Here is a 24,170-nt window from a genome sequence, read left to right on the forward strand (position 1 = left end):
TCTACGCGCGGACCCGCTCAAGGATGAAAATAGTTCCGACCTGAGCCAGCTCATGCGAGTTCCTGCAGCTCGCGATCAACGCTTTAGTAAGTTTTTCCAATAATCCTTTAGCTAAAGCGCCGCGCTCCTTACAGGCTATAGACTGATATGTAAGACGTGAGATCAGATCAGGGGCTGCTGCATTTATGGAAATAATCAGCCTGCTTGCTGACGAAATGCATTTGTAGATCAGCTCTTGACCTGATAAAATTCGCTCCATTATCATGTTGTAGGCTGACAATGAAAAGCGATACTCGCAAAAAAGCGCGGGGGCGCCTCGACGAAAGACTTCGAGTGCTCCATCCAATTGACCGATTTCGTGCACCGCCGAAAGGGTGGATACGAGCGCTACGTGATGCGCTCGGCATGACAGGCGCGCAACTCGGTGCGCGAGTTGGAGTGCGACCGCAGACGATTGAATCAATCGAGAAATCGGAAGCAGCGGGAACAATCCAGCTCAATACCCTGCGTCGCGCCGCTGAGGCACTTGATTGCACGCTCGTCTATGCTCTCGTCCCAAACAATTCGCTTGAGGCTGCTGTCGATGCCCGGGCGCGCAAGATCGCAATACGGGAACTCCACCGCGTCGCGCATACGATGYGATTGGAGGCCCAAGGCACGGACAACGCGGATTTCGAATCTCGTGTCCAGGCCTACATCCGCAACAAGCTTTCTGAGCGTGATCTTTGGGACGAGGCATGACTGATCTCTTCCAAGAACCTGAAGATGCGACACCGCTAGAGCCGCAGGAGCGAGAGGGTCTGCTTCAGACATGGATCACTCACCGCCGCGACCTCAACGAAGCGGAAGAAGAAAACATCCTTGAGGGTGCCGCCTGGRCACGTGTCCGGCGGCGCTTGCCGCTCGAGCGGATCCTCAGTGAAGACTTCATGCGGACGCTTCATAGGCAAATGTTCGGTGACGTCTGGCGGTGGGCCGGCACGTTCCGCGCCACAGAGCGCAACATCGGCATTCGGGCTTATCGCATCGGAACTGAGCTCACGAGCTTGTTGGACGACGTTCGATACTGGATTGAGCACAAGACATTCCCGCCGGATGAGATCGCGATCAGATTCCATCACCGCCTCGTCGCCATCCACCCGTTCCCGAATGGAAACGGCCGCCACGCACGGCTAGCGGCGGACCTCCTGATCGAGCGTCTCGGCGGCGAGCCTTTCACTTGGGGCGGCGGGAGCCTGGCCAATGTTGGCGAATTGCGGGCACGCTACGTCGTGGCACTACGCGCCGCCGACAACCATGACATCGTTCCGCTCATTAAATTCGCCCGCGGTTGAGGACCAAGTCCAAGTTGGCGCCCTTCTCAATGCCCCGATTTGAAACCAATAGCGACCCACAGAATCTGAAAGCTCCTCTTCGGCCGATCAACACGACTCGCCCAATGATCGTAAAGCCACCGAAACAGAGGAACGACTGAACGGGTGCAGGCATGATCAGCGTTTGTACAAGCGAGAGTCCTGCCTTATGGTGCAGTTTCCCATCATGCTGACGTCTTCTCCACCATCCTCACAGATCCTTTTGACCAGCTACGGCAGAGCCCGGAGAAGGATCAAGGCGGATTACCTCCATGTCCCGAAGGGTGTCTCACGGATACCAGGGGGCGAGACGCACAGTCTCGGCATGCATTTTCGGCCCTCCGGTTATTGCTGACTGTTCATGCTGAGGAAGGCGGATGCGCTGGGCCCAGAAGCCGGGCGACATCGACATCATACCCGCAGGTGTGGGCGGCGTGTGGGAACACGATGCCGATTGCCGAATCCTGCGCCTTGTCGGTTCGTCGCCATCCGCCTTCTTGCCCTTTAAATGGTAATCAGCCGGTGCTGTGTCGACCGGGATATCCAGTCCTCGAACTGTTCGACCGTGGCCACAACGCGCTCCGGGCCGATCTGCCATTGAAACTGCGTCGCGACGRAATCCGGTTTTGTCGCCAAGATGCCCTCAAAACTCGGATCAAGTTCGGCAATGCACGGAACGCTGGCATCCACCTCCTCGAAGCCTTCCAGTACCGGGCCGATCCAGAGGGCAGAACCAACTACTTGTTCCCAAGACCAAGCAGATAGAAAACCTCCGCAGAGTTCTGGCCATCGGCAAACGCCCGCGACGGCGCCTTGTCAAAAGTAAGCGTCCGGCCGCAATTCTCGATCGACAACGGATACCGGGTCTTTTGGGCAGCGCCTGCCGGCGGATGCCAGAAGATTGCAACGGAAGCGGCAAACGCCCCAAAACGAGTCCCTCAGCGCTGTTCAAGACGAGGTCCTTTAGGTCAAAGCATGCATTTTGCGTCCAGACCTGCCCACGCCGCGTCCTCGGGACGAGATGCCGTTAGGACAAAGCGGCGGTAGAACCGCGTCCGCAACCTGTTCCTCAGGTCAGCGGTGMGGCGCTGCGCAACGGCAATCGGCAGGTGGGAAGGAAAATGGACATTGGAGAAGCCGGCGGCCTCGACGAGTGGTTTCAGACCTTCGGCAGTGAGCCCGTTACTGTACGGCAAGCGAGTCATGATATTCGCATGTTTCTCGCTCATGGCTCCGTCGTAGTAGGGATCATGTCCGATGAAGCACTCGATTGCACGGACCGCGAGGCTTGCAATCCGCCCGACGGGCGTCGGCTTCGTCCAGTCACCATCGAAGACAAGCAGCTTTCCTCCCGGTTTCAGCACGCGAAACCAGTCTGAGAGTGCCTGCTCCGGCTCCGTCAGCGTCCAGACGAGATGGCGGCAGACCACCGCATCGTAGGTCTGATCGGGTTCCATTGTCCGCTCAGCATCGGCCAGGATAAAGTGAACGCGCTCATCGCCGGCATGTTTGGCGCGCGCCACGCCGAGCATTGCCTCGGAAAAATCGAGCGCTGTGACATCATGGCCGAGTGAAAGCAGCACATTGGTCACCTCGCCAGTACCGCAAGCGAGTTCCAGCACCTTCTGCGGGGCCGGCCCGATCGCCTCGCGTACGGCAGACGCCCAGGCGTCCAGTTCCGGCCCCGGGGGGATGCGGTGGCCGAAGGCGAGGTCGAAGGTCGCCGAGCGCCGCGACCAATACTCCCGAATGTCTTCCTTCAGATCATGATTGCGCATATCCATCGGCTCAGGCTCCCATTAGGGATAGATTTCTTCGTTGTCCTTCCGGTGCGGGCCTCTGCGCCCGCCGCGTCAGGAAGCGGATGTGGCAGATGCCGCCATCATCCTGCTCGATCTCGACATCGACGCCGAATACCGTGCGGATACGTTCCTCCGTCAATACGTCGCGCGGCTCGCCGAGCGCCACGAGACGGCCCTCCTGCATCACCGCGATCCGGTCGCAGAACAGGGCGGCATGATTGAGATCGTGTAGAGCCGCAATAACGGTCAAGTTCTGCTGATGCACGAGATCGAGCAGGCTGATCTGGTGGCCTATATCGAGATGGTTGGTCGGCTCGTCGAGCAGCAGGATCTCCGGCTGTTGTGCCAGCGCACGGGCAATATGGAGCCGCTGCCGCTCGCCGCCGGACAGCGTATGCCAGGACCGCGCCGCCAGATGGCCCATATCGACGCTATCGAGCGCTCCATCGACAATCCGGTCGTCTTCGAGCGACCACGGCGACAGCGCGCCGAGATAGGGTGTACGGCCAAGTTCGACGGCTTGCCGTGCCGTGATGCGCTCGACGGTCTCCGACTGCTGCTCGACGAAGGCGAGGCGCTGCGCAACGGTGCGCCTACCAAGCGACGCAATCGGCGCGCCATCAAGCAGAACGGAGCCCGATTTCGGCGTCCGAATGCCGGCAAGCAGCGACATCAGGCTCGTCTTACCGGAACCATTGGGACCGATGATGCCGAGGAACTCGCCCGTCTCCACCGTCAGTGAGACGTCTGTGAGGATTTCGATCCCTCCGGCGGCCCAGGAAACGCTGGTGGCTGAAAGTGTCATGCGCGCGCCCTCTTTTGGCTGAGAATAAGAGCGAAAGCGGGAGCGCCGACGAGCGCGGTGATGACGCCGATAGGCAGAACCTGTCCGGGAATGAGCGTGCGCGACAGAATGTCGGCAACAATCATGAAGACGGCGCCAATCAGGGCTGAGGCAGGAAGCAGGACGCCGTGACGAACGCCGACGAGCATTCGCGCCGCGTGCGGAATGACGAGACCGACGAACCCGATCGATCCCACGATCGAGACCATGGCGGCCGTCATGATCGCGGCAGCGCCGACGAGGAGTAGATAGGTCCGGCGCACGGACACACCGAGAGAGGCTGCCGATGCGGAACCGAAAGTGAAGGCGTCGAGCGCGCGCGCATGAAGGAGGCAGATCACAAGGCCGGCCAGAGCGGCCGGAACGGCCAGCCAGGCATCCGGCCAGCGCACGCCGGAAAGATTGCCGAGCAGCCAGAACATGATCCCCCGCGCTTGCTCCGCCGTCGCCGCCTTCGTTACGATGAATGACGTGAGTGCATTGAAGAGCTGCGAGCCGGCGACGCCTGCTAGAATGATCGCCGCCGTGCCGCGCCCTGCCTTCACCGCCAGCAGACTGACCAGCATGAAGGCAATGAGCGCTCCGAAGAAGGCACCGAGCGGCATGGTCAACATCCCAGCGCCGAACCCGAGAATGGCAAAGCTGACAGCACCGGTCGAGGCTCCAGCAGAGATGCCCAAGATATAGGGATCGGCCAGCGGATTGCGCAGCAGCGATTGCAGCACGGCGCCGGAGAGCGCAAGCGCTGCGCCGCAGGACGCTGCTACCACGGCGCGACTCAGCCGGTAGCTCCAGATGATGCCCTCGTCGAGCGGATCCAGAGGATATCCGGCATCCCAGAGACGATTTGCAACCGTCTGTGCAACGGCCGAAAACGGGATCGCCGTTTCTCCGATCGCCGCACCAAACCAGAGCACGGTGAGGAGAACGACGAGCGCGGCGAAAGCCGCGCCCGTGCGTCCGATCGATGTGACTGCCCGGTTCACTGGGCGAGGCCGGCTTTAGCGATGCTGTCGGCTAGCCGTTCAATGCCCTCGATCGTGCGGATTGTCGGGTTCATGGCCTGTGCGTCCATGTCGAACACGTAGCCGTTGGCAACGGCCGGCATCAGGTTCGTCACGGGGTCCGTCTTGAGGAACTCGAGCTTCGCCTCAAGGCTGTCGAGCGGATAGCGCCGTCGCTCCATCGATCCGGCGACGATCATCGTCGGGTTCGCCTTGGCGATGGTTTCCCAGCCGACCGCCGGCCACTCGTCATCGGTCTTGATGATGTTCTCAATGCCGAGCGCCGACATGATGTATCCGGGCGCACCATTTTTGCCCGCGACATAAGGGTCGGCATCGGCAGCACTCGAGAACCAGAAGACGGCCGACAGCTTGCCCTCGGCTGACGAGACCTTGGCGCGGGCCGCTTCCTCACGCTTCTTCAAATCTGCAACGACTTCCTCACCCTTGTCCTGAACGTTGTAGATTTTCGCGAGTTCACGAACCTCCTGATAGACGAGATCCATGGTGAAGACCTGGCGGCGGACGCCATCGCTGGCGGCGGAATTCTCCTTGCCCACGCAATCGGACGGCGAGATGTATACCGGAATACCGAGCTCTTCGAACTGCTCCGGCTTGGCCACTACCCCTTCCGGACCAATCTGCCACTGGAACTGGACGGTAACGATGTCCGGTTTCTTCGCAAGGACGCTTTCGAAACTCGGATCGTTGTCTGCCAAGCGGTCAATCTTGGCATTGACGTCCTCATAGTCCTTCAACACTGGCCCGACCCATAGGGCGGTACCCACGACCTTGTCGGCCAGCCCTAAGAGGTAGAGAATCTCCGTGCTGCTCTGCCCCACCGAAACGGTCCGTGTCGGCGCCTTCTCAATGGTGATCTGGTGGCCGCAGTTTTCCAACGTCAGCGGATAATTGGTCTCGGTCGCCTTTGCGGCAGTGCAAAATGTACCGGTCACCATTGATGCGACAAGGAAACTCGCGCGCGACGGTGTCTTGAAAAACGATGTCATGATGTATCCCCGAATACGAATTGGAAGCCGCTTGAGCCGGCGGGATAACGACGGACGGTCAGGACGCTCGTTGGCTTGAGCGAGCGTCAGGTTTGGGGACAGGTAGGATCAGTCGGCGCTGGCAGACGCTGGTGAAATTCATTGCATACTCCGGTTCCGGGCATCCCCGCCCGTGACGATGGATCCATATGTGACGGCAGGTCTCCTGGCTCGCGGATATCTGCGTTCCATCTACCTTCCCGTGCTGTTGGCACAGTGGCATGGCGCTCCGCGCCACGAGGATGGACGGCAATCCGCTTACAGTTGCGGGGGCAGCCACGGCATTGGTCGCTTGCGGGTCGTCCGCACCGTGTTCCCTTTTATTCCCCTCACCTCTCGGGTCGGGGAACCGTCGCGATCAGATAAGTCGGTTCCGACGGCCGGGTCAAGAGCGGTAGTTTGACATATGCTGGAGGGGCGGGTCAGCCCTTTGGTAATTAAGCTCTGGCGATGTTCGCATATCCCTGCAAGCTCCCAACAGGCTGCTTACCTGCCCGCAGCTCACAATGGCGCCAGGCAGACGTCGCCCGGCGCCATTTTACGCGTCACATCAATGGGCCTTCATCTCGCCCACGATCTGCTCCGGCGTCAGCGAAGAAGGATAGTAGGTGGGCCAATTGGTGACTTCATTCAGYAGGGCAGCGCGATCATTGCCCCAGTAGAGATGGTAGTGATCAGTCTTTTCCGGAGCGATCTTGTGGTCGCTGAACTGGATAAACTGCGGCGCATCCGCATCGCCTTCGGTCTTCTTGAATATGAACCGGACGCCACGGTTTCCCTTCTTGTAGGTCAGGATTTCCTTGCCGTCATAGACGTAGCTGCCCTTTGTGGGATTGCCATTTTTGTAGAAGGTGACGACGTCTCCTTCGATGGTGATGCGCTCGACGTCAGTCTTATACCCTACTTCATATTCAGCACGGATCGCTTCAACACTGGATGTGCCTTTTTCGGCCTTGTGCTTCCAGACAGGATCAAGCGTGCCGTCCTGAAGGTACGGGTAAACTGACTGCCAATCACCAGCATAGTCGGATAGCGGACGATCTTTGACTTGGCTGTCTTCGAAATAGCCGGCATAGATCTTGGGGTCCCCGTGGCTGTGAGCGTGATCATGACCGTCGTGACCATGCCCTTCACCTTCGTGGATCTTGCCGCTGCCTCCGGCTACCGCGATGTTATACGGCTTGCCCTCAACCTCGATCGTGCCGACTTCCTTGAGTTCTGTCTTGGAGATGCGACGCACCAGTCCGGCATTCGGGTCGCTCACAACCACTTCGTCACCAGCCATTGCCATACGCGGACGCGGGTCGTTCCAGTGACCATCCATGGAATAGGGCTCGGTCACCTTGGCGGACTTCGACAGCTTGCCGTCGAGGACGTCGATTTGATGGAGTGAACCGTCTTCAGTGATGACGTAGCCGAAGCGAGGGTTGGCCGAATCGAGCACGAAATCAACCCGGCGGAACGGCAACTCGATATAGCGGAAGTTTGGCGCGTCGACCGGATCGACAATGACCAGACCCTTGGCCCCATAGTTGCCGAGGAAGACCTGCATGCTCTTGGCACCCAGCAATGTGCCAGTGGTCTCACCGCTCGGCAGGTCGGCAGGATAGGTGAGCATCTTCGTGACTGGGCCATCCTTACCCGCAGTCACGGTCAAAATGCCTTCCTTGCATCCTGCTGCGAGATAGGCGCCGGAGAAAGCTTCACCATGAATTCCGGTGCAGGTGGCAACATCACCGGCCGGTGTCCCGTCTTCCTTGACGGCTCGCAGACCGACGCGCGTAGGAGCCGCGTCGCCTTCAATCGGAGCATCGGAGGCAACGGTCGTCACCCATCCGTTACCGACCGGTGCTGCAAAGCCGTGATGAGCCCGTGCCTGCTTCAGGCGAATGGACTCGATTTTTCCGTGCGACAACTCATGCGCGTCAACGATCTCGGCGTAGCCGCCCTTGTCGAAGTTAATCACAACCTTGCCGTCATGGTCGATAACGTGGAACGGCCGAGGTCCGGTTAACGCCTCCTTGACGGCATTCGGGTCTTCAATTTCGATGTCTGAGTGGTCGCCGTGAGAATGCAGCGATATGCCGCTGTTGATGAAGTTGACGGCGTCGTCATCGGACTGGACTGATACGATGGCCGCGCCTTCGTTCACGCTGTAGAGCTTATTCTGGCCCTTGGTCTCAAACGTCCACCGGTTTTCCGACTTGTCGAGATCGAATGCCGTGACTTTCCCTGCTTCATGATCGCCAACGAACACGCGGTACAGTGTGATGTCATCACCCTCCTCGTCGGCGAACGCCGCGGGTCCGACCATGCTCGCCAACAAGGCAAGGGCTGATGCGCCCAAGATTAGTCGTTTCATATTTCTCTCTCCTTTATGATATTACATAACATTGCAGGGCAGCTTATGCCGGCTGATCTTTGGGCCTCAGCTTGGGTTGATGGCTGAGATGAGTGTCTTGACGTTGTGACGCATCATGTCGATGTAGCTCGGCGCTGGTCCGTCGACCGGAGACAAGGCATCCGAGTAACGGGTACCGCCAAGGCACAATCCGGCTTCTGCACCGACGACCGCCGTCAAGGATTCCTGATCGACGGCCCGAGAGGTGGTGAATGGCGGCATGGCCTTGATGGTCGAGCGTGAGATTGATGAATTCTAAGCAAATGTCGCTCATCGCGTCCTCGGAGATTGACAGCGTCTGCATATGTAACGTTATTACGTTCGTCAAACGAAAAGTAATGTAATAACGTATTCTGGCGATCTGACCGAGGACTGGCAGGGTGTCTACTAAAGAGCGCCGCAGCTCATTCAACCGCGAGGAAAAGCGATGTCACAGCAGGCCGAAGCCCACGCCGGTCGCCGTTCTTGCGAGATATCTTGGCGCTGGGAAAACGACGCTTCTCAACCCCATTCTCACCGAGCCGCATGGCAAAAAGTTCGCCGTGATCGTCAACGAGTTCGGCGAGGTTGGCATCGATAACGACTTCATCGTTGAGTCCGACGAGGACGTTTTTGAGATGAACAATGGTTGTATTTGCCGGTGCGCGGCGACCTTATCCGAATCATTGAAGGCTTGATGCGCCCAGGACCGATTCGACGGCATATTGATCGAAGCCACGGGCCCTGCCGATCCGGCTCCTGTGGCCCAAACCTTCCTTGTCGACGAGGACGTGCGCACTAAACCACGGCCGGATTCGATCATCACTGTTGTCGCCGCGACACATCTTCTCGGCGAGATCGACGACGCGCATGAGGCTCAGGAGCAGTTGGCATTCGCGGACACCATCATTCTCAACAAGTCGGATCTGGTCGCGGAGGGCGAGTTAACGGCCGTCGAGGACGCGCATCCGCCGCACCCGCGACGAGCCTGCAGTCAGGCAACGCCTTTGAAGCCAAGCTCTGCTGACGACCCGAAGCAAGCCATCGTCATCCCGAAATCCCATCGTCACTGCGTGCAGGAACCGCGGCATTGGCAACGCGTTGAGTGTCGGAAACAGAGGAGAAAGAAGATGCTCAAGGGTATCGTATTGTGGGCGATGGGCGTTCCTATCTTTGTGATCATCCTGCTTTACATGTTTGTCTTCTAGACAGGCCATCGTACCCGCTGATTGCGCCCCCAACAGACGCCGGCGCCATCATTACCCCCCGCAACTACCGCGCGGATACGTTCCCTATCCTCGGTGTGCTGACTTTGCTGGTGTAAGCCTGGGAAGGCGGATAGCGGCGATTATAGCTCCCATTATTGCGATCGCCACCACAGTTCCGATCCACGCCCCGTAAAAGCCCCAACCAAGAATCAAACCAGCAAAAGCAGGCGACACGATATCCGTTACTGCTACCAGGGCTTGCCCTGTACCCATAACAATTCCTTGCCGTTCAGAGGGGACGTGGACAGACAGAGCCGCGAGATAGGTGGGCTTCGCAAGAGCATCGCCTATGCTGACGCACATCACGGCAAAGGCCAGAATGGGGATTGCGCTCGCCATCCCAGCAGCCACGACGCCGGTAGCGATGAGACCAAAAATCAGGATGATCAGTTGGCGCTCAGACAAAGACCGGCCAAGCCACCCTAGGAGAAAAAGCTGAACGAGAATGTTAATCGCGCCGTCAGCCGCTATGAGATAGCTGAACTCCCGTGCTCCGAGAGGATGTCCATCCCAAACGAACCTGTCGGCAAGGAAATTCGGCAGCTGCGAGACWTACATTCCGTAAGCGAAGAAGTGGCACAGCATAATAATGAAAAGCACACGCATCACAGGTGAGCTTGTAATGGCGCGCAACGAGATTTTCTCTCTATCGACCTTTGCTGCGTCCCGTTCTACAGCCTTGGGTTCTCTCAGGCAGACGATAGTCACAAGGAGACCGGAAGCAGCCAGAGCCAAAGCCATATAAATCGGGGCGGTCAACGACGTTTCAGACAAAACACTCGAGATGCCTGCGCCGACAATTGCCCCGAGACCGAGACTGGCGCTTACGACGCCGATCGCCTGTCTTCGCGTCGACACCGAACTGTTGTCTGCTGCGTAGGCGGCTGCTGCCGAGAAGTTTCCAGCCGTCAGACCGAACAGAAAGCGAGCCAAAACAACGATAAAGATACTTTGCGCAAGAGCAAGGAGCAAAAGGCTGACCATGGCCACCGTCTGGCTCGCCATTAGAATCCGCTTGCGACCAAATCGGTCAGAAAGCTGGCCCAGCAAAGGCGATGCCGCGGACTGACTGAGCGCTTCAGTGGAAAGGACAAGGCCGAAGACGAATGGGCTGGCCCCCATCTCACGTAGGTAGAATGGCAGGACTGGCAGAACTGCCCCAACGCCAGCAGCATAGAGTGCCACAATAGCCGACAGCGGTAACATCAAGCGCAAGTCCAGCCTATCCTGCATCGTGACGTTGCTCCCAGAGCTCCTTTCGACGCTCATCAGACTATTCCTCGATACTGCTCAGGCCGACGCGATCCAGATAAATCTCCAGCTTCGCAGCATGGGTGGCGCAGAAGGTTGCACCCACATAGCCGTCCGGACGGACCAGCACGCATTCCCCCGGTTCCATTTCGTAGGCGCCGCGTATGTGTCCCCACTGGTCGATGACATCGCCTTGAGGACCAACGCAGTGAATGCGAAGCCCCGGACGTGGAGGGATGCCCCCAGGTCGTGCCCCGTGGACGAGCAGTGTCCAATGCGACCCCTGGAAAAGCTGGAACAGCCGCCCCGGCTGGCCCGCCGCACCTTTGAACGGGGCGTCCGGCGCACGATCTCCCGCACGGAGGCTCCCGCTGCGTGCGCTGATCTCACCGGAGAGAAGAGATCCTGTATAGCCAATATCGAGCTGGTGCACTTCGCGGCCGCGCCGCATCTCACCTTGTTTTTGCGCATTGAACAGACGACTGGACAGACCAAGTACCGCTTCTGCGACCGGTCGCCTCTCATCTTCGTAGCTGTCGAGCAGCCGATCCGGCGCACCATCAAGTACCGCGGCCAGCTTCCATCCTAGATTATAAGCATCCTGAACGCTGGTGTTCAGTCCTTGCCCACCCGTCGGCGGATGGACATGCGCGGCATCGCCAACAAGGAACACCCTGCCAACCCKGTACCGGTCRGCAAGCCGGGCATTCATCATATAGGCAGATACCCAGGTCACGGAGTGCACCTGAACATCGTCGCGGCCTGTCCGCTCGCTGATCATTCTTCCGAGCCCGTCTGCCGAGAGGTCGAATTCTCCCTCCAGCGGAATGGGCGCCTGAATCTGGAAAAGATCGGTTCCAGCAAGCGGGCAGACATGGACCATTCTTGCCATGTCCCCATGATTGAACTGATGCCAGGCGTCGCGGCCAAGCCCCGTCAGCACGACATCTGCCACCACCGCACGCGCGCCCAACGTCTTGCCCGGAAAATTGATATCCAACGCGCCACGCACGAAGCTTCGGCCTCCGTCCGCTCCGATAAGATAGCGAGTACGAACTGTCTTCTCGCCGTCTGGCCCAGCGATCAGCGCAACGACCCCTTCCTGGTTTTGTTCAAAGCTGCACAACCGAAACCCGAACGCGACCTGATGCCCGAGCTCACTCAACCTTTCTCGCAAAATCCTTTCCGTGAGAAACTGCGGGACCATCAGCGGAATGTGGTAGGGCTCTGCAGGCGTCGGGTCCGTCCCCTCTACCGGGTTCTTTTCCACATACGTGCCGTTGTCCAGATACTCGCGCAAAGGCGGATAGAGGCCCCCGGCGGCAACCACCTTGTCGAGGATTCCAATGTCCTCGAAAATCTCCTGTGTCCTAGGCTGTATCCCCTTCCCGCGCGAGCCGGGAAACGGTTCGGTCATCTTCTCGATCAGCCGGAAAGAGACACCGCGCCGCGCAAGCTCGATCCCTAGCGTCAGGCCAGCCGCTCCCGCGCCGCAGATGAGCACATCTGCCGCAAAATCATTTGTCATGTCGACCTCCTTGCGTGTATTATGCACATAATCGACAAACCGGAAGCCGTCAATGAAGAATGTGAAAAATACACATATCGAAAGTCACCAAATACGCGAACTCCATAATGCGCTGATCGATATCGTTACTCTGATGAACCGTCCCCAGCGCGACGAGCAGATGGTAAGAGAGGCCGGAATCGCGCTCGACCGGGCGCTGTTTCCGCTGCTGGTGGGAATCGAGCGACGTGGCCCGATCGGTATAGTTGAACTTGCTGAAGGAACGGGGCGCGATTACAGCACCGTCAGCCGTCAGGTAACCAAGCTGGAAAGTCTCGATTTAGTCGAGCGCAGGCAGAGTTCCACAGACAAACGGGTCAATGAGGTCGTCGTCACGACGAAGGGCAAGGCGATGACCGACAAGATCGACGCAGCGCGAGAGAGGCTCGCTCGCTCGGTCTTTAAATCTTGGGACCAGCACGACGTCGATGAACTCGTACGCCTCATGCGCAGGTTCGCCGATGCTGTGAACGACGAGCCGGAGGCCGTTTAGTCGTTGAACTGATAGACGGCCAGGGTAGCAACTTGCCACGAACAGACCGGCCGCTCATTGATAGTATTTTCCCAAAAGTTGACGGACTGCTCCTTGCTCCCGGCGCCGTGCTGCCAGTCGACAACGCGCCCCAATCCGGTCGGAGACACGGCTGCGGCCAATTTCACGCAAACGGATTTTCGACCCTGAAACGAGTTGCAGGCCGGCACCAACGGCAGCTATCGAGCGCGATGGTGTGGCGCTATCAGACCAGTCGGCCATTCCTGACGACGATGCGACCTGCAATCACGACATGCCTAACTCGGCTCAGATTAACTTGGTCGACAACGATCAGATCGGCACGCTTGCCTTCCTCAATCAGACCTCGGTCGCCAGCCATTTGAGGAAAGACGCGTGCGACATTCCCCGTTGCAAGCGCTACGGCCGCCGCAGCGGATAATTGCTTCTTTCTGACCATACGCTGGAGTGCCTCGAGAATTCCATCCCAGTGCCCGCCCGCAAAATCGGTTGAAATCGTATCAACACAGCCCCCTTCGATCAGTGCGTCCAGGTTGGCCGGATCATTGCGCCAGCACGTCTCGATGCAGTCCAAAGTTGAGACATCTATAACGGCCCCCTTTCTCCTCAGGTCCTGGGCAATCGCGACTGCCTCGTCCGGGAGGAAACTCGGGTGATTGCTGTGGCCGGCCACGAGGCACGCTTGCGGATGCTTCTCGACAGAAGCGATCAAACGTTTCGCAGAGGGCGCCGCGTTGTGGAAAATGGCGGGATAGCCGACCCGCTCGGCTTCGCGAGCGATTTCATCGAAGCCGGCAAGTGAGAGTCCAACCGATGGCATTACGGATCGCGTAATAATATCGCGAATACAATCCGCGCCGATGACGCCGGAAAGACCGCAATGCTCCAGTTCTTTCTCCAGCCTTAAGTCGGATACGCCGTCCGCCGGATCAAGAAAGCGACCAAGGACGGCGTTCTTCAAGCGCCGCGCGCCAGCCGGCGTCACCTCGAGCCCGAGCTCCCGATAGATCGCTTGCGGGATGAATCTGTATTCCTGCGCGCCGCCACCCAATGTCTGGCCGCCGCCTGCCTCCCCCAGTGCGACTGCGCCGGCAGCAAGCATTTCATCGATCGTCGCGCTCAGATGCCGCATCGACAGCCCTTTGCCGTCGACCACAAGCGCCGCTTGGATGTTGTTTGGAGTGTGCGCCGTGGAGACGCGGATATCCATGGCACAAGGCTCTGCCTCAGCAACCTGGACTTCGTCAGGCGTTGCCAATCCGCAAACGTTGAGAAGGGTCGTTGTCCCCTCAAGAAGATGACGGTTTCGGAAATAGGAAATATCATCGCCTTCAAATGGCTCAGAGCCGCTCGGCATGGACGGCCCCCGAATACATCCATGTGCATGTGCATTGATAATGCCGGGTATTACGGTGCCGCCGGCTGCATCGATGGTTTCTCGCGCCGCGATTTCAGTGCCTGCGGCAGCCTCTCCGGTGTCAACACCCGCGATCCGTCCTTGCCGGACGTAAACGGCCGATTGTTTATGAAAGGTCTTGCCATCCCCGGTGATGAGGCTGCCATTTCGGATGACGATATCCATCTTACCTGCTCCTTGCGGCAGATGCGGCTCTAACTGTTGGGTGGGTCGTCCGCGGCTGGAGGCGATTGCTCCTGTTTGGAGGCGTCCAGCATGTAGCCGGACGAACGCACTGTCCGGATCACATCAGCACCGTCGCCGACGTTTAGTGCCTTGCGCAATCGACCGATGTGGACATTAACCGTTTTTGGGTCGACGAAACGTTGCTCGGGCCATCCAGCCTCGATCAGTTGTGCGCGGCTGCACGTCTGCTCACGGTTCTCCATCAGGAACTGCAGCAGCCGGAATTGGATCGGCCCGAGTCTAATATTGATGCCAAAACGCTTGATGCTATGCCTGTTGATGTTCAGTTCAATGCCTGCGTAAGCGAGAATATATCTGTCGGCTGCCACTGATTCTGAGCCCAGCGGATACAAAATTTGGTCGCGTAGGAAGCCAAGCAATTTTGAAGGAGCGACCGGTCTCACAAAGTTCTCGTCAACGCCGGCCTTAAGCAGATCAATAAACCGGCTTTCGGCACCCGGTCCAATCAAGCCGATCGTGGTGATCCCAAATGTCCGTGGGTCCTGCTTGAGTTTTACACAAGCTACAGAAGTCCAATCTTCTCCAGATCGGCAATCAAGGAGGATCGCTCTGACATCGTTCTCGCTTGCGAGATGTATGGTCTCCTCGACCCCGGAACTGAGAATAATCCGATACCCCTCAGCTTCCAGGATGTGGACGAGCAGCAAATAATAATCTGCGTCGGTTGAGCCAATCAGGATCTCGGGCGGCGTTGAATTCAAAGACCTCTTCCCCCCTCTAACTCCTGTCTGTTTTGGTTCGATCCCAAGCGAGTTCTTGCGCCGTCTTCTGTGTTCCTACCCGATAGCGTTCGCTCGACCGGGTAGCGACGCCATTCCGCCTCGCCTCTCTGTCACACCAAGCAATTGGGTCGCGGCGGAGGAATCTGGTCCTAAAGCAGCGGCCCGAAGCCGATTAAAACTTCCGGCATCCGCAGGTAGAGTCCCGGCAACAGCCATAGTATTGCCAATAGGGCACGGCGTGCCGAGGCGCTGCATCGGCCACCCGGCGCGTTTCAAAATGCGCTCGAAACGCAGGTCCGTCGCTGTGACGATCTCGTGATAACCATTCGTCATCGACCACTCTATGATGCCCGCGAACATCATCAGCGTCGTCCTGTGGAGGAGCCCCCGTGATCTGCCCTCGCCCAGCGAGGTGTCGACACAAAAGCGCGAGCTTTCGACCATGCCGGAATGAGCGTCCAAATCGCACGTTGAGAGCAACTGCGGGAAGGTATTGGCGAGCATTGTCGGCCCGGTGGCTGGCAGAAGCCTCGCGCAACCCGCCACGGAGCGTGTGGCGGAGACGGCTAGGATATAGGTTGGATTGAATTGATCGTAGGCATCGACTTCACGACCATCCCTGATGTCTACGTCCCAACCCAGTCTGTTGCCAAAGACACAGGCACGCAGACGGTGCATCGAATCGATCAGGTCAGCGAATTCTTCGCGTGCCGCAGCCGGTACAGCCAATATCTCCATCACCAAGCCTCCCAGGAAATCTCGTTAGCAGGCTAATGGACACGAGTTTTGGCGCTCGGGCGACTAGTAGAGTTAATAGTCGAATTCTCGACTGAAGCGTGCAGGAGTGTCGCAATTATGAGTTGTTCGGCGCCGAGCGAACCGCTGCTGGACAACCCCGCGCTAGTGTGTTCGGCTCCCTTCGGCAGGGCATTCGGAGGCGCCAAAATAGAGGTGAACCAGCAGCAACGAGGCGCAGAGCCGGCCCCGGTTCCCAAAGTCGAGGCGGTGATGGGCGCGAATTGGAGGCGACGATTTCGATGCACAAGCACATCGCTGAAGCTTTCGTGCCGATCCCGCATCCGGACTCCTTCGCGGTGAAGGTCTGCACCCGTTACCGCAATTATTGCCGCTGTTTCGGCGCCACGGGCGCTGATGCTTTGCTCGACTTCGGCGACGCACGTGCGATCCTGAGACCGACGGATGAAGGGCTGCACTTTCGGGTCGAAGCGCAGAACCCCATCATCTTCTATGGCATCCGCACATTGTTGCAAGGAATTCTGGCCACCATCACGACAAATCGGGAAGCAGCCGTGGAATGGCGGCCCGCGGGCAACGTGCCCTTCAGCGCGATCCGAGAGCGTCTCATAAATCCGCAGAACTAGTCGAGAGAAAGATAGCCCGCTCGTATATTGTCGGTCTTTGGGCTGCAGACAGTCAGCGTCGAACATCGTGCCGGTCCCTTTCTTCAATACGCTCATCGGGTAACACCGCGGGCGCGATCGACGACGCGCCGCTGCCGCTCCGAAATGATCTCCTGGCTGCTCTGCAAGCGAACCGTCTGCTGCAAGACCTGCAGCCGATCCCGCATCGCCTCGAAAGCATGGCGCTGCGCCAGCGACACGCGATTGATGACCTCCTTCTCGCCGCGCAGCATGGCATTTCTGCCGAAGCGCTCATCGAGAGCGTGGCTAACTGCGGCGAACTCTCGAGCGATACGCGGATCGAGCGAACTCGCGGCGACGTCGAGCTTGCCGCCCTTCTTCTTGATTTCCGCAGCCAGCCGCTTGAGCGCTTCCTCGGCGGCTTGCGACAGACCGGGAATCGCAACCGCCATCCGCCGACGCTCTTCGGTGATATCTCTAGTTTCCGCGTCGAGGACACTGGCATAAGACTGGCCTAGAGAGCGGATGCGACTTGTCACGTCTGGCACTGCCTGCAATGCCTCTTTCCGCTCGCGTCCTGTGGCAATTAACTTGTCCATAATGCGGTCGGAACCGCGCAGAGCACCATAGGCGGCGGGATCGTCGCGGACCGCCGCCGCGATCCGCTCGACGGYAAACCCCTTGACGATCAGATCCTCGATTTTGCCGACTGCGTCCGCCGGATCGCGCCAGACGCGCGTTGCAGCTTCAACAAGGGCTGCGCGGTGGCGGCCGTGGTGAGGAGCGGCAAGCGTTCGCTCCCTCGCTTCATCCGCCACCGTCGCCTTGAATTCCATCACAGCGGCAAGCATCGGCAGCACGACCATCGTCTCCTTACCCAATTCGACACTGGCGCCGGCAACGATCTTCGACCCGTCTCGTCTCTCGACAAGATGCTGTTCCTCGGCAAAGCGCCTCACGGCGGCAAACAGGTGGCCGAGTTTCTCGCGACGTTCGGGGGTAATATCCTCCGGCATGCGTTCACTCATATTGCGCTCGGCAGTGGCGTCCGCCTTCACCGTGAAGGCGCTCCAGCCAAAGCGCGCGGTCAGCGCCTCGTTGACAGCCTTGACCTCCTGAACCAGCAAGCGGTCTTCGACGGCATAGGCAAAGGCCGTCCTGTAAGCATCGTCGCCGCCCTGCTTGCGCACGGCTTCGATCTCCACAAGGCGCGCCATCGCCGTTTTCGAAAGCGCGGGAATCGACAATGACATATGCGTGCGCCGCTGCTGCTCGCGCATAACAAAGCGCTTCGCCTGCCTGCGAAACTCGGTCGCATGAGCGCGCGCTAGAGGCAACAATTCCGACAGCGCAGCCGTGGCCGCGGTGCGTTCGTCGCGCGCGGCGCGGCCATCGACCATAAGAACAGATCCCCGCAGTCGGGCAAGCCGGTCTGGCGCAAGACCGAGATCCTCGGCGAGCTTGCGCGGCTCTATGGCGGAATCAGACGCCAGTGCGTTCAGCGCCGACAGTGCGCAATCCGGGTCGCGATAGATTTTCGCCAGCACCGGCCGTAGGATCGCCTCGCGCTCAATCCACCGCTCCGAGGAAAGGTGAGCAAGACGTGCATCCTCCTCGACACGGCGGGTGAACGCGATGGTGGGCGGGATCAGATATTTCCCACCCGATGCGATTCCGTTTGAGAGGGTTTTGGTTCGTTCCTCGTTATAGGAGACGCGCCGTTCCCGCTCGATCGCAAAGCCGAGCGCAACGCTCGCCCGCTCCCAGAGCTTGGCCACGAACTCCCGCTTCTTCCCAATCCACACCAGCCGCCGGGAAACATCCTCCTCTATTTTCGCTGCGGACGCGGCGAGCGTGTCGATACCGCGCCGCCGCGCGAAATCGCGGGCGCGCGCCTGATAGCCCTCCTCGCTTTCGAAGTCGAGCGTCGTCGTCTTGGCGCCGGATCGTCCAAGGCGCCCGACAAGCTCACTGAACACACCCGGCCGGTGGCTTTCCCGGTCGCTCCTCTCTTGGCRTGCAGTGGCAGTTTCGATCTGCTTGGCCGTCCAGACGTTACGATCGACCTCTCTTTCCTCGAAGTGCTTCCGGCCGGTTTTCTCGTCGACAGTACGAACCCGAACCTTGACCCTTTCCACGCCGTCCTTGCGAAGGGTGACCGTGTCGCCTTCGGAGACGCCACCCTCTTCGAGCGCCTTAGGCAGGCTTACGCCCCAAAGCCGATGGACGGTTCCGTCATCCGTCTTCACGTCGGCATAGGGGCTCTTGTCTGCATCCTCGTTATCGGGCCGGAACTTGGCTTGTCCTACTTCCACAAGCTCTCCGGTGACGCCGGCGGCATGATCGACGCGCGGCTTGCGCCCCCATTTCCACCTCGGCTCAAAATCCTCCTTTGCTGCATAAAGATCGGCACGGTCGCGATGACGGGTCATTGCCACATAGGTCAGATGCTGGTCCATCATGCCGGTGGCAAGCACGAAAGTCCGGTCGACGGTCGAGCCTTGGGACTTGTGGATGGTCGCGGCATAGCCATGATCGATATTGCGATAACTATCCTCGCTGATGACAACGTCGCGGCCATTGTCGAGGCGCACCGTCAACAGCGCTTCACCGTGTTTGTCGCCGGTGGAAAAAACCGTTCCGAGCATGCCGTTCTTTACATTTTGCGGGCCAAGACGCTGTGCGCGCGGCTCCACGAAACGAGCATTCTCTAGGAAGATGATGCGGTCGCTGACGGCAAATTCCCTTGCCCCTCGGGCGGTCGCGAAGATGCGGCTATTGCTGAGCGCACCCTCGTCGGCCACCACTTGGCGTAACGCATCGTTCAGCCGTTTGACGTCTCTGTTGGTATGGGCGAGTACAAGTAGTTCGTCACCCCGAAGCCGAGGCGTTTGCTCATCAGCGATGGATTTCTGAAGCAAGTCACGGCGGGCATCCGACCAATCGGCAACGATGCGGTCGATGATTTCGGCCCGGGTCTCGGTCTCGACAATGCGGCCCTGCTGCGCATAGGCATCGAGGCCCCCGTCAACCTTTCCGCGGGCGAGGAGACGGGATGCATCACGCGCCCACTCATCGCGCTGGCGGCGCACGCCGGCAAGTTCCGCAAACCCGATCCGTTCAGTGATTGCCCTGAACGCCGCGCCGGCCTGGATCGGCTGCAACTGCATCGCGTCGCCGACCAAAACGGCTTTTGCGCCGGCGTCCTCGACGGCTTTGAGGACGCGCGCCATCTGCGGTGAAGAGACCATCCCGGCCTCGTCGACAACAAGCACATCCCCTCGCTGGAGCGTCTCGCGCCCATTTGCCCAGGCCAATTCCCACGATGCCAACGTTCGCGACGTGATGCCGGAACTGTCCTCCAGCCCTTCCGCTGCCTTGCCTGCTAGGGCTGCGCCGATCACCCGTCGGCCGTCGCTTTCCCAGGCAATGCGGGCTGCGGCCAGCAACGTTGACTTGCCGGCGCCGGCCAGACCAACCACAGCGGCAATGCCGTTGTCACGCGTGACATGACGAACCGCATCGGCCTGCTCTGGATCGAGCCGGAATGGCTTTTCCGGATCAGCCGTCTCGACACTTTGGATGGCTGCGGCGACTTTGGCGCAAGAGACGCCAAAGCCTTTGCGCTCCGACAGTGTCTCAGCCAATCGCGCCATGTCGTATTCGATGCGCAGGATCTCCCGCGTGGTAAAGACCGCCGGCTCCTTCGCCCTGCCGGTCTCACCATCGATCTCCTGCGGCTTCAGCAGTACCAGATCGTCTGCCGCCATTAGCCGTGCTCTTACGTTGGCGAAATCGAGGGGATCGTCGATATAGCGATGTATCGCCTTGGCGATATCCCTTTCGTCGAAAGTAGAGCGTTCATTGCCGAGCTGCTTCAGCAGAAGCTTAGGCTCGGCGATCAGCCGGTCCGCCATTTCCTGCCGGCGGGCAAGGTCGGCCGGTGCGAAATACATCTCGACGCCCTTGCGCGCGAGCGCCGCCTTTTCTGGCCCAAGATGTTTCTGTACAATGCCGTCGAGTCCCTGCTCGACATAGGAGCGGCCATCGAGTTGGATGTCATGTCCGGCACGCGCCAGATGCCGGTTGGCGGTTTCCGCCCAGGCGATCTTCCATGCCTTCATAGTTTCCTTGTCGCCGGCCCAAAGCTTGTAGACGATCTTGYCGTTCGGCCTGTCCGGCGTGACGACACGCAGCGGCTCGCCGTCTTCGCCAAGCACCGGAACCTTCTTCGGCCCGAAGCCCTCCTCCGTCATGGGCCTCAGTGTAGTCATCAAATGGATGTGCGGATTGCCGTCCTTGTCGTGAAACACCCAGTCAGCGACCATGCCTTTGGACGTGAAATTGTCCCGGACGAACTCGTGCATCAACGCAATGTTCTCCGCCCGTGTCAGCTCTTCCGGCAAAGCGATGATCAGCTCCCGGGCAAGCTGCGCGTCTGCCCGCGTCTCAAAGGCATCAACCGCGTTCCAGAATGCCTCACTCGACTTGGCGACCGGTTGCCCGTCTATCGCCGCCCGCAACCAAGCGGGAATATCGTCCGGCAGCGCCAGTTCCTCATGCACGAGTTCGGAGGCGCCACCGCGGTAGCTGAACGAGGTTCCGGCCTGCTCGTCCATCATCTGAGCTCGATGGCGGTAGGCGGCGGCGGAGACGATACTTCGCCCCGCTCCCCTGCTGATCACCTGCGCTCTGACGAACATGATCGCCACGATCGTCTCCAGACATCTCCGAGCACGTCGCGACAGCGACGTATATTGCGCCCTCAAGCCGATCGGACCGAAGGGCAGATGCCGCTTCTCCGGAAGCCGGCAATCGGCCGGAATTTCGGCTGCAACGTTTGCGGAATAACGCAACTTAACCTATTTTACTATCAGAAATACGATAGTATAATCACCATAGCTCAGATTGCTCCGATAGAGAAAGGACGCCGGAATGGCCATAAAGTCATCGATCACCGACATCGACGCCCAAATCGAGAAGCTGCGTGAGCGCAGACGTTCGATGATCGCAAAGTCCGCCGAGCGCTTTGCGCGAGCGGCAACGAAATCGGGATTGGCGGAAATGGAAATCGCTGACGAGGAGGTCGATCGCATCGTCGAGGAGATCGCCGCGCGATTTCGGAAAGGGGAGAAAAAGGAAACTGCTGGCGCAACTGCTTCCCCGCGTCGACCAGCAGTTGGCGAGACTGGAACGCCGACGGAGGTTTCTCATGACAGCTGATCGCAAGCACCGAACCCGCGAGAAAATCCTGCTCGGCGGCATCGTCGTCAGGGCCGGTCTTTCAAAGGCCGACCGAGCATTTTTGCTTGGCGGTTTTCTCGAACTAGCAAAGATCACCCCGAGCTCATCGGAATATCGGCGCATGCGCGAAATTGGCGAGGAGGCGTTCAAGACGCGCACGGTCGATGGCGAATCCCGACGCATCGGAGGCAATTGAATGAGTTGGCCAGCAAAACCGCATCCAACGCTAGTGGTCATTCTGGTGCCCGTCGCTGTGACTGCTTTTGCCGCCTATGTGGTCGACTGCCGCTGGCCGGAGCTCGCCGCCGGCCTGTCGGGCGAGACTGCGTATTGGTTCCTGCGGGCATCGCCGGTGCCGGCGCTTTTGTGCGGACCGCTCACCGGCCTGTTGGCCGTTTGGGCGTTGCCATTGCACCGGCGAAGGCCGGTTGCGATGATGAGCCTCGCATGCTTTTTGACCGTCTCCGGTTTCTACGCGTTACGTGAATTCGGCCGGCTATCCCCGTTCGTGGAAAGCGGCGTGCTGTCATGGGACCGGGCTTTGTCCTATCTCGATATGGTCGCTGTCGTCGGCGGGGTCATCGGCTTTATGGCCGTAGCTGTCTCCGCGCGCATTTCCACCGTCGTGCCCGAACCGGTAAAGCGCGCCAAGCGCGGAACCTTTGGAGACGCGGACTGGCTGCCGATGTCGGCGGCGGGAAAACTGTTTCCGCCGGACGGCGAAATCGTGGTCGGCGAGCGCTACCGCGTCGACAAGAACATCGTCCATGAGCTGCCGTTCGATCCGAACGATCCGGATACATGGGGGAAAGGCGGCAAAGTCCCGTTACTGACGTACAGGCAGGACTTCGATTCCACCCATATGCTCTTCTTCGCTGGGTCGGGCGGGTACAAGACCACAAGCAATGTGGTGCCGACGGCGCTGCGTTATACTGGTCCGCTCGTCTGCCTCGATCCCTCGACCGAGGTCGCGCCGATGGTGGTCGAGCACCGAACCAAGGTGCTCGACCGCGAGGTTATGGTGCTCGATCCGACAAACCCCGTCATGGGCTTCAATGTGCTCGACGGGATCGCGACCTCGGCTAGACAAGAGGAGGACATTGTCAGCATCGCCCACAYGCTGTTATCCGAAAGTGCGCGCTTCGAATCCTCGACCGGATCCTACTTTCAGAACCAGGCGCACAATCTGCTGACTGGGCTGCTCGCGCATGTGATGCTCTCACCGGAATATGAGGAACGGCGGACCTTACGCAGTCTTCGACAGATCGTCTCGGAACCTGAGCCGTCCGTGCTCGCTATGTTGCGCGATATTCGGGAACACTCCCAATCAGCCTTCATCCGCGAAACRCTCGGTGTCTTCACAAACATGACGGAACAGACCTTCAGCGGAGTGTATTCGACTGCTTCCAAAGACACGCAGTGGCTGTCGCTCGACAGCTATTCCGCGCTCGTCTGCGGCAACGCGTTCAGGTCGAGCGACATCGTTTCGGGTAGGAAGGACGTTTTCCTCAATTTCCCGGCATCTATCCTGCGCTCCTATCCAGGCATCGGCCGCGTAATCATCGGCTCGCTGATCAACGCTATGGTGCAGGCCGATGGCGGCTACGGGCGTAGGGCGCTGTTCATGTTGGATGAGGTCGATCTGCTCGGCTATATGYGGGTGCTGGAGGAGGCACGCGATCGCGGCCGCAAGTACGGCATCTCCATGATGCTGATGTACCAGTCAGTGGGCCAGTTGGAACGGCATTTCGGGAAGGATGGCGCAACGTCGTGGATCGATGGTTGCGCCTTCGCAAGCTTTGCCGCGATCAAGGCGCTCGACACGGCGCGCTATGTTTCGGCGCAATGCGGTGAGATGACGGTGGAGGTAAAGGGACGTTCCCGCAATATCGGCTGGGACACGAAGAACAGCACATCGCGCAAATCGGAGAGCATCAATTTTCAGCGCCGGCCGCTGATCATGCCCCACGAAATCACCCAGTCAATGCGAAAGGACGAGCAGATCATCATCGTCCAAGGCCACATTCCGATCCGCTGCGGGCGCGCGATCTACTTCCGACGGAAGGAGATGAATGCGACGACCAAGCCGAACCGCTTCGTCAAAGCGGTGCAGTAGCGACAAGACTATTGC

At 59.2% G+C, this 24,170-nt stretch carries 18 protein-coding genes, 1 pseudogene and 1 riboswitch; of the genes and pseudogenes, 8 read left to right on the forward strand and 11 right to left on the reverse strand.

Features of this window, described 5'->3' with window-relative positions:
• The first annotated feature begins 279 nt into the window (after nucleotides 1-279).
• A complete protein-coding gene (locus LCM4573_RS21330; protein ID WP_071008388.1) occupies nucleotides 280-741 on the forward strand; it encodes a mobile mystery protein A in 462 nt (153 codons plus the stop codon).
• Nucleotides 738-1,334 carry a mobile mystery protein B gene (locus LCM4573_RS21335; RefSeq protein WP_071008390.1) on the forward strand — a complete coding sequence of 199 codons (597 nt, stop codon included), beginning with the start codon at nucleotides 738-740 and terminating at the stop codon, nucleotides 1,332-1,334. The genes LCM4573_RS21330 and LCM4573_RS21335 overlap by 4 nt, the downstream gene beginning before the upstream one ends.
• Nucleotides 1,335-2,320: 986 nt before the next feature.
• On the opposite strand, the gene LCM4573_RS21345 is transcribed toward LCM4573_RS21335, so the two are convergent.
• The 5 genes from LCM4573_RS21345 to LCM4573_RS28890 all read right to left on the reverse strand — a co-directional run bounded on the left by LCM4573_RS21345 (nucleotide 2,321) and on the right by LCM4573_RS28890 (nucleotide 7,282).
• Nucleotides 2,321-3,136, reverse strand: a complete 816-nt coding sequence (locus LCM4573_RS21345; RefSeq protein ID WP_071008392.1) for a class I SAM-dependent methyltransferase — start codon at nucleotides 3,134-3,136, stop codon at nucleotides 2,321-2,323.
• A gap of 4 nt (nucleotides 3,137-3,140) precedes the next feature.
• Nucleotides 3,141-3,959 carry an ABC transporter ATP-binding protein gene (locus tag LCM4573_RS21350; RefSeq protein ID WP_071008394.1) on the reverse strand — a complete coding sequence of 273 codons (819 nt, stop codon included), beginning with the start codon at nucleotides 3,957-3,959 and terminating at the stop codon, nucleotides 3,141-3,143.
• Entirely contained in the window at nucleotides 3,956-4,984 is a 1,029-nt protein-coding gene (locus LCM4573_RS21355) for an iron ABC transporter permease (RefSeq protein ID WP_071008396.1), read from the reverse strand. The genes LCM4573_RS21350 and LCM4573_RS21355 overlap by 4 nt, the downstream gene beginning before the upstream one ends.
• The gene (locus tag LCM4573_RS21360) at nucleotides 4,981-6,012 is read right to left on the reverse strand and encodes an ABC transporter substrate-binding protein (protein ID WP_083347573.1); all 1,032 of its coding nucleotides are present in this window, start codon (nucleotides 6,010-6,012) and stop codon (nucleotides 4,981-4,983) included. Before LCM4573_RS21360 ends, LCM4573_RS21355 begins: the two co-directional genes overlap by 4 nt.
• Nucleotides 6,013-6,189: 177 nt before the next feature.
• A riboswitch (cobalamin riboswitch) is annotated at nucleotides 6,190-6,420 on the reverse strand.
• A gap of 181 nt (nucleotides 6,421-6,601) precedes the next feature.
• Complete coding sequence (locus LCM4573_RS28890) at nucleotides 6,602-7,282, reverse strand: ZinT family metal-binding protein (protein WP_407071759.1); 681 nt, start codon at nucleotides 7,280-7,282, stop codon at nucleotides 6,602-6,604.
• A gap of 1,550 nt (nucleotides 7,283-8,832) precedes the next feature.
• Between LCM4573_RS28890 and LCM4573_RS21370 the strand changes: the two are divergent.
• Nucleotides 8,833-9,639: pseudogene (locus LCM4573_RS21370) on the forward strand (CobW family GTP-binding protein).
• 84 nt (nucleotides 9,640-9,723) lie between these two features.
• Here the strand turns inward: LCM4573_RS21370 and LCM4573_RS21375 are convergent.
• The gene (locus LCM4573_RS21375) at nucleotides 9,724-10,968 is read right to left on the reverse strand and encodes an MFS transporter (protein ID WP_071008398.1); all 1,245 of its coding nucleotides are present in this window, start codon (nucleotides 10,966-10,968) and stop codon (nucleotides 9,724-9,726) included.
• A gap of 4 nt (nucleotides 10,969-10,972) precedes the next feature.
• Nucleotides 10,973-12,478, reverse strand: coding sequence for an FAD-dependent oxidoreductase (locus tag LCM4573_RS21380; protein ID WP_071008400.1), 1,506 nt, complete (start codon nucleotides 12,476-12,478; stop codon nucleotides 10,973-10,975).
• A gap of 52 nt (nucleotides 12,479-12,530) precedes the next feature.
• Between LCM4573_RS21380 and LCM4573_RS21385 the strand changes: the two genes are divergently transcribed.
• Complete coding sequence (locus LCM4573_RS21385) at nucleotides 12,531-13,010, forward strand: MarR family winged helix-turn-helix transcriptional regulator (protein WP_071008402.1); 480 nt, start codon at nucleotides 12,531-12,533, stop codon at nucleotides 13,008-13,010.
• Between the two features lie 244 nt (nucleotides 13,011-13,254).
• On the opposite strand, the gene LCM4573_RS21390 is transcribed toward LCM4573_RS21385, so the two are convergent.
• The 3 genes from LCM4573_RS21390 to traI all read right to left on the reverse strand — a co-directional run bounded on the left by LCM4573_RS21390 (nucleotide 13,255) and on the right by traI (nucleotide 16,151).
• On the reverse strand, nucleotides 13,255-14,610 hold the full coding sequence (locus tag LCM4573_RS21390; RefSeq protein ID WP_071008404.1) for an amidohydrolase family protein: 1,356 nt from the start codon (nucleotides 14,608-14,610) through the stop codon (nucleotides 13,255-13,257).
• A gap of 29 nt (nucleotides 14,611-14,639) precedes the next feature.
• Entirely contained in the window at nucleotides 14,640-15,392 is a 753-nt protein-coding gene (locus LCM4573_RS21395) for a response regulator transcription factor (protein WP_071008405.1), read from the reverse strand.
• A gap of 75 nt (nucleotides 15,393-15,467) precedes the next feature.
• The gene (gene traI / locus LCM4573_RS21400) at nucleotides 15,468-16,151 is read right to left on the reverse strand and encodes an acyl-homoserine-lactone synthase TraI (RefSeq protein ID WP_083347576.1); all 684 of its coding nucleotides are present in this window, start codon (nucleotides 16,149-16,151) and stop codon (nucleotides 15,468-15,470) included.
• A 299-nt stretch (nucleotides 16,152-16,450) separates the two neighbouring features.
• Here traI and LCM4573_RS21405 point away from each other — a divergent pair, with 299 nt between their 5' ends.
• The gene (locus LCM4573_RS21405; RefSeq protein ID WP_071008408.1) at nucleotides 16,451-16,795 is read left to right on the forward strand and encodes a hypothetical protein; all 345 of its coding nucleotides are present in this window, start codon (nucleotides 16,451-16,453) and stop codon (nucleotides 16,793-16,795) included.
• Nucleotides 16,796-16,887: 92 nt separating this feature from the next.
• On the opposite strand, the gene traA is transcribed toward LCM4573_RS21405, so the two are convergent.
• On the reverse strand, nucleotides 16,888-21,507 hold the full coding sequence (traA, locus tag LCM4573_RS21410) for a Ti-type conjugative transfer relaxase TraA (protein ID WP_071008540.1): 4,620 nt from the start codon (nucleotides 21,505-21,507) through the stop codon (nucleotides 16,888-16,890).
• A 223-nt stretch (nucleotides 21,508-21,730) separates the two neighbouring features.
• Here traA and LCM4573_RS21415 point away from each other — a divergent pair, with 223 nt between their 5' ends.
• From LCM4573_RS21415 to traG, 3 genes are read left to right on the forward strand one after another with little or no spacing between them, the layout of a single operon-like run.
• Nucleotides 21,731-22,018: a TraC family protein gene (locus LCM4573_RS21415; protein ID WP_071008409.1), complete on the forward strand. Its 288-nt coding sequence runs from the start codon at nucleotides 21,731-21,733 to the stop codon at nucleotides 22,016-22,018.
• Nucleotides 22,008-22,235: a conjugal transfer protein TraD gene (locus LCM4573_RS21420; protein WP_071008411.1), complete on the forward strand. Its 228-nt coding sequence runs from the start codon at nucleotides 22,008-22,010 to the stop codon at nucleotides 22,233-22,235. The genes LCM4573_RS21415 and LCM4573_RS21420 overlap by 11 nt, the downstream gene beginning before the upstream one ends.
• On the forward strand, nucleotides 22,236-24,155 hold the full coding sequence (gene traG / locus LCM4573_RS21425) for a Ti-type conjugative transfer system protein TraG (RefSeq protein WP_071008413.1): 1,920 nt from the start codon (nucleotides 22,236-22,238) through the stop codon (nucleotides 24,153-24,155). It begins immediately after the preceding gene.
• Nucleotides 24,156-24,170: the final 15 nt, after the last annotated feature.

Source organism: Rhizobium sp. LCM 4573 (assembly GCF_001854865.1).
GTDB lineage: Bacteria > Pseudomonadota > Alphaproteobacteria > Rhizobiales > Rhizobiaceae > Neorhizobium.